This is a genomic window from Gelidibacter pelagius (assembly GCF_017581925.1).
Taxonomy (GTDB): Bacteria; Bacteroidota; Bacteroidia; order Flavobacteriales; family Flavobacteriaceae; genus Gelidibacter; species Gelidibacter pelagius.
In genome coordinates, this window is sequence record NZ_JAGEVG010000030.1 from 1 (window position 1) to 13709 (window position 13709).

Genomic DNA, 13709 nt, shown 5'->3' on the forward strand with positions numbered 1-13709 from the left:
AATAAGTTAGTAATTAAATAGACAACTCAATCATAAATACCTCTATGAAAACTATTAATGTAAAACTAAGGGGAATAGCAAGAGGGTAACACGCTTCGCGATGTTACATATAACCACTTTACATCAATATACTGATTATCAGTCACATAGAAACACATCCATTTTTCCCTTTTCATTAATTTGCAACAAATCGCCTCCAACAGCCAGTAAACAGGGAAGAATTTGCGACAATTGATTAATTATCGAGTTTTTTATTGGGAAATTGGATATTGTCCAACAGTGTATAAGAGTTTTCAGAAAACTATTCAATTCACATATTGTAGATCGTACATAATGCTAATTTTTTTCTTTTCAATAGCAACTATCTCTACAAGGAAAAAGTGGAAACGTGTAAAGCTTTCAGAAAGACAAGAATGATTTTAAAGTAAAATTTTTATTATATGGGGTTTTTGATTTCATGTGTGAACTCCAAATTACTAAAAAAATTGGAAGAAACTTTTGAAAAACAAAGCCAGCCAAAAGCCCTTTTGCCAAAGCCGTTTGAATTGAAATAGATACTTGGGCACTATGATTTCGTGAAATTAAAATTCTGTTTTTGAAATTGAAACCTGAGGAAATCAAAATCTATTTTCTATATGTTGGCAGACTGTAATAATTATAGTTACCGTTGTGCTGATTATCTGAATTGCCCTTTCTACACAACCAGACTATGCAGTCAAATTATTACAAGAGGTTTGATAAGAATATTATCGCGGGCAATAATTATCCTTAATTCAAAAACGAGGGCGATATTTGACTATATTTACACCTGTATTAATGTCGAAGGTGTTCGATGCCCTCGTATAAACAACCAAAGTATGGAAGATAAAACCTTATATAATCCGAGTGCACCATATAATAGTCTACCACTTCTACCACCACAAAAAGAAATAGAAAGCATAGCTATTCTCAAAAAAACCATCATGGCAAGTAGGGCATTATCCGAATTGAAAGGAGCGATAACCAACTTGCCAAACCCCATATTGTTCATTGACACTATCAATTTGCAGGAAGCGAGGGCAAGTTCTGCCATTGAGAATATAATAACAACCCAAGACGAATTGTTCAAAGCCTCAATTGCAGAGAAAAAAAATGATAACCCAGCAACCAAGGAAGTAATGCACTATAAGGACGCACTGTGGTATGGAATGGAAGAGATAACGAAAAAACCTATGCTCACCACCAATCTTTTTATCGCCATCATGCGGATAATCAAGAAAAATAACTCCGGCATAAGAAACGCTCCCGGGACACAATTGAAAAATCCTGTGACGAATAAAGTAATCTATACACCACCGGAAGGGGAAAATATTATTAGAGGAAAATTAAAAAACCTAGAAGATTTTATCCATTCTCAAGATGATCTGGATCCTCTAATTAAAATGGCAATCATCCATTATCAGTTTGAGGCTATCCATCCGTTTTTTGATGGGAATGGTCGTACAGGACGAATTATTCTGTTGCTATATCTAAAATTGGCAGGGCTCATGGATTTGCCAGCGCTGTATCTCAGTAGCTATATAATTGAACATAAGAACGACTATTACACCAATCTTCGTAACGTCACAGAGGAAGGCAATTGGGAGGCTTGGATATTGTACATGCTAGATATGGTCGAACAAACCGCCTCGAAGGGAAGGCAACAAATTGCTGAAATTGAAAAACTCATGAATACCATGGGAACTGAAATCCAGAAACTACTGCCTAGGATATATTCAAAGGACTTGATGGAGCAATTGTTTAGGTTGCCATATACAAAAAGAAACCATTTGGAAAATGCAGGACTGGGTAACTTGAAGACTGTTGGAAATTATCTCAAGGAATTAGAAAAAGAAGGATTTTTAAGGAGCGAGCATGTGGGTAAGGAAAAACTGTACTTGAATTTTAGACTTTTGGAGGTTTTGAAAGGTTAGAAACGTCATAGTGCGTAAAAGCTATCCATCAAAAGGGTACGTTATTTATTAATTAAAGGGAGAGAGTGATTTTGAAATTTAATTTTAGCTGAAATTTCCTTTCAATACACTCCCGTAGCCTTGTGAGGAGCGCATTGAAAGGAAATTCATTATCCTTAAAAAAATGTTTGTTTGGTTTGGGCCTTTGGTTCCAACTTTTTCGTTTCAAACCTTATCAGCAGATTGTCTATGTCCTCGCTTATCTTTGATTCTACGACCCTGGCGTAAATCTGTGTTGTTGACAGCTTGTTATGCCCCAAGAGCTTTGATACGGTCTCAATGGGAACGCCATTGGAGAGCATGACGGTAGTTGCAAAGGTATGTCTGGCAACATGGAACGTTATATTCTTATGGATACCACAGTCCTCTGCTATTTCCTTTAGGTATTTGTTGGTCTTTTGGTTGGAGCTGAGTGGAAGGATGGTTTTATTGTTTGTTTTTTCGGCTTCATCCCTATATTTTTCAATAATTGCCAAGGCTTTGGGCAAAATGGGAATTTTGACCGTTTCATTTGTTTTTTCACGTTTGGTAAAGATCCAATAGTTGTTATCGATGCCCCGAGTAATATGGTTCAGGGTCAGTTCCCTGACATCCACATAGGACAGTCCCGTGTAACAGGAGAATATAAAATAGTCCTTAACTCGTTCCAACCGTTCATTAGTGTAATGCGTATTCTCAATCAGTTCGAGTTCGCGCTCAGTAAGGAACTGTCTGTCAAATTTATCGAACTTAAGCTGAAATTGGTTGAACGGATTTTTTGGAATCCATTCCAACTTAACGGCAAGGTTGACCATTTTTTTAAAGCGTTCCATATGTTTCATAACCCCATTGTTGGACAGCACTAATTCTTTTTTTGCATTTCTGTAAGCTCTCAGGAACTGCTCAAAATCACAAATGAACCGATAGTTCAATTGTTTCAGGTAAATGTCATCCACTTTTGAAACTTTGCCCAAATACTTCAGCAGATACCTTTCTGTAGTGTAATAATTCTTCATGGTGCCATATTTCAGGATGCTGACCATGTTAGTGTTATGGTACGTCATGAGCTCGGTCAATGTCTTATGGTTCTCGTCCAGACCCAAATAACGCGCTTTCACGGCGTTGGCGGTAACGATCTTTCCTTCTTCCAGTAATTGCTTATGGCAGTCCAATAAGTGGCTGTATACCTGGTCTAAGTAGGTATTGAGCACTTTTGTTTTGTAGGAGCTTCCACGAGCCCTGTTTTTGTTGCTGTCCCATTCCCTTAAAAGTGTACACCTTTTTAAACTGATTTCTGAACGTTTTTGATTGACGGTGATGCGTGCAAAAATATTCAATTGCTCCGCGTTGCTTCGGGATTTTCTAGTATAGAAAATCACGGCAAAGGTGGTGTTTGTCTGCATTGTTGATGTCTTTGGTTAAACAAAAATGTTTTAAAGACAAAAGTCAAATCGTTTTTAAAGTCCTTTAAATTTACGACAATTTTGGTAAGAAAGTGTTCACCGAATTGTACACCTTTTAGTTGATATTATATGATATCAAGTGATATCATTAAAAACGAAAAACACTGATAATCATACGATTAACAGTGTTTTAGTTTGTCCTATTGCTAGGTTTGTCGGGGTGGCAGGATTCGAACCTGCGACCTCCGCGTCCCAAACGCGGCGCGATAACCGGGCTACGCTACACCCCGAATTGGTTATCTTCAATAATCGCTCGATTCTTCAAAATCGAGGTGCAAATATATACCTTTTCTTTAAATAGTAACAATTATTATTTCTAAATTTAGACTTTAAAGACTAATTGTATGAAAATTAAGAATTATTTTATTTTGGTATTTGCATTTATAGGTTTTATATCCTGTGCTCAGGATAAAAATCCGATTAATAATGATCATGGATATGAAGTGGTGGTTTCTGAATTAACGATTCCCTGGGGCTTTGTGTTTTTACCCGACGGCTCAATGTTGATCAATGAGAAAGAAGGTAAGATGATTCATTTTAAAGATGGTAATAAAACCGAAGTTCAAGGACTCCCAAAGATCTCCAATAGAGGTCAGGGCGGATTGATGGATATTGCATTGCATCCTAATTATAGCGAAAACGGTTGGATTTACATCACTTACGCTTCTCCAGAAGGTGAAGGCAATGGTGGCAATACCGCATTGATGCGCGCAAAACTTGAAAACAACTCGCTTACCAATAAGGAATTACTCTATAAGGCCACACCTAATACGACCAAAGGGCAACATTTTGGCTCACGTATTGTATTTGATAATGATGGTTATCTTTATTTTACTATTGGTGATAGGGGAGACAGAGACGTAAATCCGCAGGACATTACAAGGGATGGAGGTAAAGTATATCGATTAAATGACGACGGCTCAATTCCTGCCGATAACCCATTTATAAATGAACCCAACGCTAAGAAAGCGATTTATTCCTACGGACATCGAAACCCTCAAGGGATGGTGCTGCATCCTGTGACTGGTGCCGTTTGGACACATGAACATGGGCCAAAAGGTGGTGATGAGATTAATATCATTAAAAAAGGTGCAAATTACGGTTGGCCTGTCATTAGTTATGGTATAAATTATGTAGGCACAAAGTTCACAGATATCACTGAAAAAGAAGGTATGGAGCAACCGCTTCATTATTGGGATCCTTCTATAGCACCCAGTGGAATGGCTTTTATAGCCAGTGATATATATCCCGATTGGAAAGGTGATTTATTGGTGGGCTCTTTAAAATTTCAATACGTGGATAAAGTGGTATTGAAAGATGGGAAAGTAGTGAAAGAAGAACGATTTTTAGATGGCTTGGGACGTGTAAGAACTATTAACCAAGGTCCTGATGGTTATATTTATGTAGGCATTGAAAATTTAGGAATTGTTAAATTATTGCCTAACAAAAAATGATAAAAACAAACCTATCATTTATATTTTTAAGTCTGTTGTTCGCTTGCAATAGTGCTCCAGCACAAACCCCTGAACTCAAGGAGAGTATGGTAAGAGGTGCTGCCATTTATGATGATTTTTGTATGAGCTGTCACATGCCAGACGGTAAAGGTGTACCCGAAGTTTATCCACCTTTAGCAGATTCTGATTACTTAATGAAAAAGCGAGAAGAAAGTATTAAGGCAGTAAAATATGGACTGTCTGGTGAAATTACGGTAAATGGCGTGAAATACAACAGTGCCATGGCGGCTTTAGGGCTTTATGATGATGAAGTTGCAGATGTGATGAATTATATTCTAAATTCCTGGGGAAATGAAGATGGTAAAATGGTAACCGTTACTGAAGTTTCCAAAATAGAGCCATAGGAGTTCTTTATATTTGGTTAAATTTGCCTTGAAATCTAAAAAACAAAGGATGCTCATTATTGGAATAGCTGGGGGTACAGGATGCGGTAAAACCACCGTCGTCAACCAAATTTTAAATGAATTGCCTGAGGGTGAAGTAGGCGTGATCTCACAAGATTCCTATTATATGGATACCACGCATTTAAGCTTTGATGAACGTGAGAAAATTAATTTTGATCACCCACGTTCCATCGATTTTGAATTATTGGAAAAGCACTTGAGGGATTTACGAGCAGGAAAGGATGTCCACCAACCCGTATATTCGTTCTTAAAACACAATAGAACAGGGGATACAATTTTAACACGTCCTCGAAAAGTGATGATTGTGGAAGGTATTTTGATTTTGACCAATCCGGAATTACGGAAAATGTTTGACATCAAGATTTTTGTACATGCCGATAGCGATGAACGCTTGATCAGAAGGCTGAAACGCGATATTTCTGAACGGGGTCGTGACTTGGATGAAGTTTTGGCACGTTATAAAAATACCTTAAAGCCGATGCATCAACAGTTTATCGAGCCTATGAAAGAATATGCAGATATCATCATTCCCAACAACAAATACAACACTGTGGCGGTTGATATCGTAAAATCCATAATTAACCAACGTTTAGTATAACTTGAAGATCAATCGCAAACATATCAATCGCTTTAAAAATCTATATGTGATCATATTTGTGGGATTCGCTATATGGATGCTATTTTTTGATGCCAACTCCTTTTTGATCCATCACGAATTGAATTCAGAAATGAACGCTTTGGAAAATGAGCGCGATTACTATAAAAAAGAGATCTTAAAAGACAAAAAGGGTATCAAGGCCTTGAGTACAGAAGAGGGTCTGGAACGCTTGGCACGTGAAAAATATTATATGAAGAAGGAAAATGAGGAAATTTATATTATCGAATATGAGGATAGTATAGGAAATCAAAATGACCATGACTAAAACGCTATTTGAAGACTTTTCGGAAGTATCCTCCAAACAATGGAAGCAACTCATACAATACGATTTAAAAGGCGCCGATTATAATGAAACGCTTATTTGGAAGACGGATGATGGTATCCATGTGAAACCTTTTTATCATGCTGACGAATTTAAGGAACTACCAAATATTTCTCGTACAAAAGCTACAGAATGGCAGATCTGTCAAACTATTTATGTGGCGAATGTTGAAAAATCAAACCTTAAGGCTATCAATGCCATTGCACGCGGGGCAGAAAGTATCAAATTTATTTTGCCTTCTGAAGCCATCGTAGTAAAAGATCTTTTGGTCAATATCAATTTAACCAATATCCCTGTTTTTTTCGAATGTCAATTTCTGTCTGCAAAATTTATTGAACAATTTTCATTTACACCTAATATGGCCAACATCAATATCGGCACGGATATTATTGGCAACCTCGCCAAATCAGGCAATTGGTTCAAAAATCTGAAAACAGACCACGCTGAGTTGGAAGCGATTGTAAAGGATACGAATGCTTTTACAGTTCATATGGACCTTTATCAAAATGCTGGTGCTAATATGGTGCAGCAATTGGCCTATGCGCTATCGCATGCCAACGAATATTTAAATCATTTTGACGCTGTCCTTTCGGATAAGGAAAAGCAAACTTTTAAAGTGACATTCAATGTTGCAGTAGGCAGTAATTATTTCTTTGAAATCGCCAAACTTCGTGCTTTAAGAGAATTATGGTCAACTTTGGCGGAAGCTTACGGATTTAACACTGAGTGCTACATATTTGCAATTCCAACAAAGCGTAACAAGACGCTTTACGATTATAATACCAATATGTTGCGTACAACAACGGAATGTATGAGTGCCATTCTTGGTGGCGCCAATATGATTTGTAATTTACCCTACGATGCTATTTACCATAAAGACAATGAATTTGGCGAGCGCATGGCGAGAAATCAATTATTGGTTTTAAAACATGAAAGTTATTTTGATAAGGTGGATAACCCTGCAGATGGTGCTTATTATATAGAAAGCCTGACCCAGCAACTTGCTGAAAAAGCTTTGGAGCTATTTAAGGATATTGAAGCCAATGGTGGGTTTTTACATCAACTTAAAGAAGGGATTATCCAAAAGAAGATTAAGGAAAGTGCTGTAAAAGAGCAGGGCCAATTTGATAAAGGAGAATTGATCTTATTGGGAACTAATAGGCATCCCAACCCTGATGATAAAATGAAACATGAGTTGGCATTGTATCCTTTCGTTAAGAAAAATCCAATTAAGACCTTGATTGAGCCTATTATTGAAAGACGATTAGCAGAAACTGTGGAACAAAAGCGATTGGAAGATGAGTAGAAGGAACTTATGGAAGACGGAAGACCGATGACCGATGAGTAATGGCAGATTGATCTTGTAATCCTGAAATTGTAAACCAGAAATCTTCCGTCGATGTAGGAATCTAAAATTGTGATTAAATTGATATGTCATTCGTTTAAAGACAGTGACATTAATATCTTTTAAGACAAAAGAAATGAGTAGAAAGAATTTACAACATATCACGTTAGACAGAAGACCGAAGACCGATGACGGAGGAATATCTGTAAACAATTCCCAACCTGAAACTTTAAACAAGAAACCAGAAACCTTCCTCACCGCTGAAGACATCCCTATCAAATCCACATACTCCAAAGCGGATTTAGAAAATGTAGACCATCTCAATTTTATTGCAGGAATGGCGCCCAACCTCCGTGGGCCATATTCCACCATGTATGTGCGCCGACCTTGGACCATTCGTCAGTACGCTGGTTTTTCGACGGCGGAAGAAAGTAATGCGTTCTACCGACGAAATTTGGCCGCGGGACAAAAGGGGTTATCGGTAGCTTTCGATTTGGCGACCCATAGAGGCTATGATTCCGATCATCCTCGTGTGGTGGGCGATGTTGGTAAAGCCGGTGTTGCCATTGATTCGGTAGAGGATATGAAAATTCTTTTTGATCAGATTCCTTTGGATAAGATGTCGGTTTCCATGACCATGAATGGTGCTGTTTTGCCCATTATGGCGTTTTATATCGTGGCTGCAGAAGAGCAAGGTGTGAAGCCAGAACAGCTGGAAGGTACCATTCAGAACGATATTTTAAAGGAATTTATGGTGCGGAATACCTATATCTATCCGCCAACACCATCTATGAAAATAGTGTCTGATATTTTTGAATACACTAGTAAACACATGCCTAAATTCAATAGCATTAGCATTTCCGGATACCACATGCAAGAGGCAGGGGCAACGGCCGATATTGAACTGGCCTATACACTGGCAGATGGCTTACAATATATTAGGACAGGGCTTGAAGCAGGCATGGACATTGATACCTTTGCTCCACGGTTATCGTTCTTTTGGGCCGTTGGCATGAATCATTTTATGGAAATCGCAAAAATGCGTGCGGCCCGAATGCTATGGGCAAAAATCGTCAAACAGTTCAATCCTAAAAATGAGAAATCACTTTCGCTACGCACCCACAGCCAAACTTCCGGTTGGAGTTTAACCGAGCAAGATCCTTTTAATAACGTTGCACGTACCACTATTGAAGCGGCTGCTGCGGCTTTTGGTGGCACTCAGAGTTTACATACCAACGCTTTGGATGAAGCGATTGCATTGCCAACGGATTTTTCAGCACGGATTGCGCGAAACACCCAATTGTACTTACAGGACGAGACCAAAATCACAAAAACAGTCGATCCGTGGGCAGGAAGTTATTACGTTGAAAAGCTGACTCATGATATCGCCCAAAAAGCTTGGGAACTGATTGAAGAAGTTGAGGAACTTGGAGGTATGACCAAAGCTATTGAAGCGGGCATTCCAAAATTGAGAATAGAAGAGGCTGCTGCCAGAAAACAGGCACGGATTGATTCGGGGCAAGATATTATTGTGGGCGTTAATAATTACAGACTGGACAAAGAAGATCCTATATCAACTCTTGAAGTCGATAATCAAACGGTCAGACTTTCACAGATAGAGCGTTTAAATAAATTGAAGACGGAGCGTGATTCAGAAAAGGTTGCGGAAGCCTTGGCCAATTTGACGGCAGCGGCAAAAGTTATTTCAAATTCTAATGCCGATTCTGAAGCTGATATAAAAGATTCCCGCCTTCGCGGGAATACCAATTTATTGGCTTTAGCCGTAGAAGCAGCAAGGTTGCGTGCTACTCTGGGTGAGATCAGTGATGCTCTTGAAGTTGAATTCGGTCGTTATAAAGCTCAAATTAAATCCTTTTCAGGCGTGTACAGTAAAGAAATTAAAGACGATAGCTCATTTAAGAAAGCAAGAGAACTTGCTGATAAATTTGCAGAACAAGATGGACGCAGACCGCGTATCATGATTGCAAAAATGGGACAGGATGGGCACGACAGAGGTGCAAAAGTAGTAGCCACTGGTTATGCTGATGTTGGTTTTGATGTGGATATTGGTCCGCTATTCCAAACACCGGAAGAGGCTGCCAAGCAAGCCGTGGAAAATGATGTTCACATTCTGGGTATATCTTCATTGGCAGCAGGGCACAAAACTTTGGTGCCGCAGGTCATCGAAGCGTTGAAAAACTACGGAAGGGATGATATTATGGTTATTGTTGGTGGCGTGATTCCTAAACAAGATTACCAATATCTATTTGATGCAGGTGCCATTGCTATCTTTGGGCCTGGTACACGAATTAGTGAAACTGCAATTCAGATCCTAGAAATTTTATTGGATTGATGGGTTTTTACTTTAAGAGAAAGCTGAGGTAATCCAAAGTATATGTAATATTGAAATTAAATATAACGAGGTAAACCCACGAGGTATGAATGCGGAATAGCCTTTTCAGCCCAGACAAACAAGCCTTGGGATATTAAATCTACTGGTAGGAACAAAAATATTATCCGTGAATATGCTCAATTATTCAATCCGTCTGTAGTTTTCAGAATAAAGGCGATTGCCTTCATCATCAATTTCAATCTGACTGAATTTGTTTTTATCGAGTACCAGTTCGTACTTGAATTCATGTTTCTCTTCAATAATCCTTCGCATCATTTCTGAACCGTATTCTAATATTTCAGTAAGTTCGTTATCGTCTGCCGTATAATCTCCATAACCAAACCATTCCGTTGAATCTCCCGGAACATTTTTGCTCCACATGACTTTACGGTCCGTGTACATTTTCACCTGTTTATAACCAATGTTGGTTTGAAAAGAATCAACAATTTCGTTATCAACGTAATTATAATAGCTCACCATTTCCCAAGTGCCATTAAGTTTCAGCGCCTGGTCGTCCTGCGCCTCCGATTTAATAGTGTTATCTGCGCTTTTACCTTCGTTACAAGCACTCAGGGTAATCAATGATATCAATAAGAATAGAATCTTCATAGCGCTCAGGTTTTAATGATTAGAAACAATGCCTCTCTAATTTACAAAAATTATGTGACATTTTTCAAATAAGTTGTACTTAAATGGCGCATCAGGGTGCAATGGTGTCTCCTGAACAAGAAAGATTAAGATAGTCGTACAACCATTAAAAATGAAAGTAAGGTAAATCACTTAGTAAAAATAAACAGACGATGATAGCGATGGAAGTGGTGGGTTTTCTGACTGTATCTCTTTAAAAAATATAATAGCGTATTTTGCCAGCTTAGTTCTTAAAGAGCTCATCAGTATCAATTATCTTGTCAAAAGTATAAAAGTTAATTTGCTATATTTTTTAATGCAAAGAGTTAGGCCAAGTTCACAATGCGTTATTCTATTTGCTTTTTAAAAGTATTCTTTACTTGTGGTTAAATTTTTGGTATTAAAACTCTACTTTATAATACAGACGAGTTATTGGTCTGTTAGGTTTTTTAGTGTTTAATAAAAACTGTCTTACGGTTGACAAATTCATGGATGCCTTCCTTTGAGAGTTCCCTTCCATAACCCGATGCTTTTGTGCCTCCAAACGGTAGCCGTGCATCAGATTTCACCAGTTCATTAACAAAATAGGCGCCATCTTCTATAGTATCAATAAAGTTTTGGGCAGTTTCAATAGATTGGGTGAATACCATGGTGCCCAAGCCAAATCTTGTTTCAGAGGCCATCTTAAATGCTTCCTCAGTGTTTTTAACCTTCATGATCGGGGCAACAGGACCAAATGTTTCTTCCTTAAAAACGGGCATGTCCGTAGTAATATCAGTTAGTATGGTCGGTTCAAAATATGCTTTATCTTGTTTGTTGCCCGAAATTACGGTTGCGCCTAAGGCAACGGAACCATCGATTTGTTTTTTTAAAACTTCTCCTAAATCAGCTCGCGCCAAAGTTCCAATGGTTGTCTGTTCATTCATTGGGTCACCATACTTTAGATTGGCTACTTTGTCTTTAAATTGCTTTAAAAATTCGTCATAAATAGGCTCTGTAACAATAAATCGCTTGGCAGCAATGCAACTTTGTCCTGCATTTTGCATTCTGGCATTTACTATCGTATCCATGTATTTATCCAAATCGGCATCATCTAATATGATACACGCATTATTGCCACCTAATTCCAAAACCATTTTCTTTAAATGTTTACCAGCGATCGCTGCAATAGTTTTGCCAGCCTCTTCACTTCCCGTTAAGGTGACTGCTTTAATAATATCATTTGCTATGAGTTTTTCAATTGCATCATGATTGGCTATAATTGTACTGAAACAACCTTGAGGATAACCAGCTTTTTCAAAAAGTTTTTCAATGGCCAATGCACAGCCTGTAACATTGGAAGCATGTTTCAAAATGGTGGTATTGCCTGCCGTCAAAGTTGGAATAGCAAATCGTAAAGCCTGCCAAAAAGGGTAGTTCCATGGCATGATGGCTAAGATCGTACCTAACGGATCATAACTTATAAAACTCTCTGAGGCATCTGTATCGATCAGTTCATCTGCCAGAAAATCTTCGGCATTAGTAGCATAGAAATCGCATAAAGTGATGCATTTTTCTACTTCGGATATGCTCTGTGATATTGGTTTGCCCATTTCTAAGCTAATGAGTTTGGCTAAATCCTCTTTATCGTCTTCTAAAATTTGTGCTATGTTGATCAAGAGTCTGCAACGCTCTTTAATAGATGTTTGCCGCCATTTACCAAAGGCGTTCTTGGAGTTGTCTAAAATTTGAGCCAATTGTTCAGAAGTATGAATTTTATACTCTTTAATAGGTTCGTTGTTAAATGGATTAATAGTTTTAATGGAATTGCTCATAATGGAGATTTTTAATGTTAAATTCGTTATAAATGACCTTAACATTTAGGTTATCAGACTTACTTTTGTTATACTATAATAAGGGTCATTACCAAAAATATACGAAATTTTTAAAGACTGCAACAGCAATAGTGTAATAGTCAAAAATTTATTGTTTTGAGATAATAGTTGTGTTTTTTCTGCTATAATTTTGGTGAAACTCAAAAAATCAATATTAACAATTTAAAATAAAAACGATATTATGGGAAATAATAGTAATAATACGCTTATCGGCATTTTGGCTGGTACTGCAATTGGAGCAACATTAGGAATCTTGTTTGCACCAGATAAGGGAGTGAATACAAGACAAAGAATTTCAGACGAAGCCTTAGCTGCAAAAGATAAATTTGCTGAAGGCGCTATGGCTGCAAGAGATACGATTGCTGATAAAGCATCACATCTGGCTGATAGAGCATCGCATTTAAAAGATAGCTTTGTTGATTCTGTACAAGCAAAAAAGATGACCTTAGATGAAAAAGTAGAATATATTGTGTCTGATGCAAGCCATAAGACTGAAGATGTAATTACTACATTGGAAAGTAAACTTGCAACTTTAAAAGAAAAAAACAAGAAACTACAGAAATCATAATTTTACACTATGAATATTTTTGAATCTATAAATAATACATCCAATAAAGCTTCCGATATTGGTGAGAGATATGTTGATAAATCTTTCGAATATTTCAAGTTAAAAATCTTTCAGCAATTAACCTATACCATTAGTATGGCTGGGAAAGCGCTAATTATTGGCGCTGTATTATTTATAGGTTTGATTTTATTGGCCGTTGCCGGGGCCATCGCCATAGGTGATGTGCTAGGAAATGCGGCATTGGGATATCTCATTGTAGGTGCACTATTCTTTATAATAGCATTTATTATATACAAGGTTAGATATCTGGTTGATGCGAAGATAATTAGTAAGATTCAAATCAAATTCTATAAAGCTTAATCCATGAAAACCTATAAATCTTTTGATGAAATTGATTACGAATTGAATAAGCTAAATCTCGAAAGACAGATCGCTTGGGAAGAAATCAAAGGCTTGAAGAATGATTTTCAAGAAGATATGAAACCTCTTAATTGGGTCAGTACTGGTCTGAAATATGCGGGGAAATATGGTGTTTTGGTTCTATTGAGAAGATTAGTTAGAAGGTAGCATCA

At 37.6% G+C, this 13709-nt stretch carries 13 protein-coding genes and 1 tRNA gene; 10 read left to right on the plus strand and 4 right to left on the minus strand.

The features are described 5' to 3' along the window. Nucleotides 1-857 precede the first annotated feature (857 nt). Nucleotides 858-1952, plus strand: coding sequence for a Fic family protein (locus tag J4051_RS17795; RefSeq protein ID WP_208235235.1), 1095 nt, complete (start codon nt 858-860; stop codon nt 1950-1952). A 155-nt stretch (nt 1953-2107) separates the two neighbouring features. Here the strand turns inward: J4051_RS17795 and J4051_RS17800 are convergent, their stop codons facing one another. Together J4051_RS17800 and J4051_RS17805 are read right to left on the minus strand one after the other, a co-directional pair. After that, entirely contained in the window at nt 2108-3373 is a 1266-nt protein-coding gene (locus J4051_RS17800) for a site-specific integrase (RefSeq protein ID WP_208235236.1), read from the minus strand. 215 nt (nt 3374-3588) lie between these two features. Beyond that, nucleotides 3589-3663: transfer RNA gene (locus J4051_RS17805), tRNA-Pro, on the minus strand. Between the two features lie 114 nt (nt 3664-3777). On the opposite strand from J4051_RS17805, the gene J4051_RS17810 reads away from it, so the two are divergent. From J4051_RS17810 to scpA, 6 genes are all read left to right on the plus strand, one after another. Then, nucleotides 3778-4887 carry a PQQ-dependent sugar dehydrogenase gene (locus J4051_RS17810; RefSeq protein ID WP_208235237.1) on the plus strand — a complete coding sequence of 370 codons (1110 nt, stop codon included), beginning with the start codon at nt 3778-3780 and terminating at the stop codon, nt 4885-4887. Then, nucleotides 4884-5291, plus strand: coding sequence for a c-type cytochrome (locus J4051_RS17815; protein WP_236027584.1), 408 nt, complete (start codon nt 4884-4886; stop codon nt 5289-5291). The genes J4051_RS17810 and J4051_RS17815 overlap by 4 nt, the downstream gene beginning before the upstream one ends. A 49-nt stretch (nt 5292-5340) precedes the next feature. Further along, a complete protein-coding gene (udk, locus tag J4051_RS17820; protein WP_208235238.1) occupies nt 5341-5949 on the plus strand; it encodes a uridine kinase in 609 nt (202 codons plus the stop codon). A gap of 46 nt (nt 5950-5995) precedes the next feature. After that, complete coding sequence (locus tag J4051_RS17825; RefSeq protein WP_317192743.1) at nt 5996-6274, plus strand: FtsB family cell division protein; 279 nt, start codon at nt 5996-5998, stop codon at nt 6272-6274. Continuing rightward, complete coding sequence (locus tag J4051_RS17830) at nt 6267-7637, plus strand: methylmalonyl-CoA mutase subunit beta (protein WP_208235240.1); 1371 nt, start codon at nt 6267-6269, stop codon at nt 7635-7637. The genes J4051_RS17825 and J4051_RS17830 overlap by 8 nt, the downstream gene beginning before the upstream one ends. Nucleotides 7638-7812: 175 nt before the next feature. Next, nucleotides 7813-10029: a methylmalonyl-CoA mutase gene (scpA, locus tag J4051_RS17835; RefSeq protein WP_208235241.1), complete on the plus strand. Its 2217-nt coding sequence runs from the start codon at nt 7813-7815 to the stop codon at nt 10027-10029. Nucleotides 10030-10209: 180 nt separating this feature from the next. Here the strand turns inward: scpA and J4051_RS17840 are convergent, their stop codons facing one another. Next, complete coding sequence (locus J4051_RS17840) at nt 10210-10677, minus strand: hypothetical protein (protein WP_208235242.1); 468 nt, start codon at nt 10675-10677, stop codon at nt 10210-10212. Between the two features lie 467 nt (nt 10678-11144). Beyond that, nucleotides 11145-12509 (minus strand): NAD-dependent succinate-semialdehyde dehydrogenase, encoded by a 1365-nt coding sequence (locus tag J4051_RS17845; RefSeq protein ID WP_208235243.1) that lies wholly within the window; start codon nt 12507-12509, stop codon nt 11145-11147. 241 nt (nt 12510-12750) lie between these two features. Here J4051_RS17845 and J4051_RS17850 point away from each other — a divergent pair, with 241 nt between their 5' ends. Genes J4051_RS17850 through J4051_RS17860 form a run of 3 tightly spaced genes read left to right on the plus strand, consistent with a single transcriptional unit; the run spans nt 12751 to nt 13704 of the window. Next, nucleotides 12751-13137 carry a YtxH domain-containing protein gene (locus J4051_RS17850; RefSeq protein ID WP_208235244.1) on the plus strand — a complete coding sequence of 129 codons (387 nt, stop codon included), beginning with the start codon at nt 12751-12753 and terminating at the stop codon, nt 13135-13137. A gap of 9 nt (nt 13138-13146) precedes the next feature. Further along, nucleotides 13147-13497 carry a phage holin family protein gene (locus tag J4051_RS17855; protein WP_208235245.1) on the plus strand — a complete coding sequence of 117 codons (351 nt, stop codon included), beginning with the start codon at nt 13147-13149 and terminating at the stop codon, nt 13495-13497. A 3-nt stretch (nt 13498-13500) separates the two neighbouring features. Beyond that, nucleotides 13501-13704, plus strand: a complete 204-nt coding sequence (locus J4051_RS17860) for a hypothetical protein (RefSeq protein WP_208235246.1) — start codon at nt 13501-13503, stop codon at nt 13702-13704. Nucleotides 13705-13709: the final 5 nt, after the last annotated feature.

Bases quoted from the DNA above. Each gene is read 5' to 3' on its own strand.
- J4051_RS17795 (WP_208235235.1), top strand. From the start codon at position 858: ATGGAAGATAAAACCTTATATAATCCGAGTGCACCATATAATAGTCTA.
- J4051_RS17800 (WP_208235236.1), bottom strand. From the start codon at position 3,373: ATGCAGACAAACACCACCTTTGCCGTGATTTTCTATACTAGAAAATCC.
- J4051_RS17810 (WP_208235237.1), top strand. From the start codon at position 3,778: ATGAAAATTAAGAATTATTTTATTTTGGTATTTGCATTTATAGGTTTT.
- J4051_RS17815 (WP_236027584.1), top strand. From the start codon at position 4,884: ATGATAAAAACAAACCTATCATTTATATTTTTAAGTCTGTTGTTCGCT.
- udk (WP_208235238.1), top strand. From the start codon at position 5,341: ATGCTCATTATTGGAATAGCTGGGGGTACAGGATGCGGTAAAACCACC.
- J4051_RS17830 (WP_208235240.1), top strand. From the start codon at position 6,267: ATGACTAAAACGCTATTTGAAGACTTTTCGGAAGTATCCTCCAAACAA.
- scpA (WP_208235241.1), top strand. From the start codon at position 7,813: ATGAGTAGAAAGAATTTACAACATATCACGTTAGACAGAAGACCGAAG.
- J4051_RS17840 (WP_208235242.1), bottom strand. From the start codon at position 10,677: ATGAAGATTCTATTCTTATTGATATCATTGATTACCCTGAGTGCTTGT.
- J4051_RS17845 (WP_208235243.1), bottom strand. From the start codon at position 12,509: ATGAGCAATTCCATTAAAACTATTAATCCATTTAACAACGAACCTATT.
- J4051_RS17850 (WP_208235244.1), top strand. From the start codon at position 12,751: ATGGGAAATAATAGTAATAATACGCTTATCGGCATTTTGGCTGGTACT.
- J4051_RS17855 (WP_208235245.1), top strand. From the start codon at position 13,147: ATGAATATTTTTGAATCTATAAATAATACATCCAATAAAGCTTCCGAT.
- J4051_RS17860 (WP_208235246.1), top strand. From the start codon at position 13,501: ATGAAAACCTATAAATCTTTTGATGAAATTGATTACGAATTGAATAAG.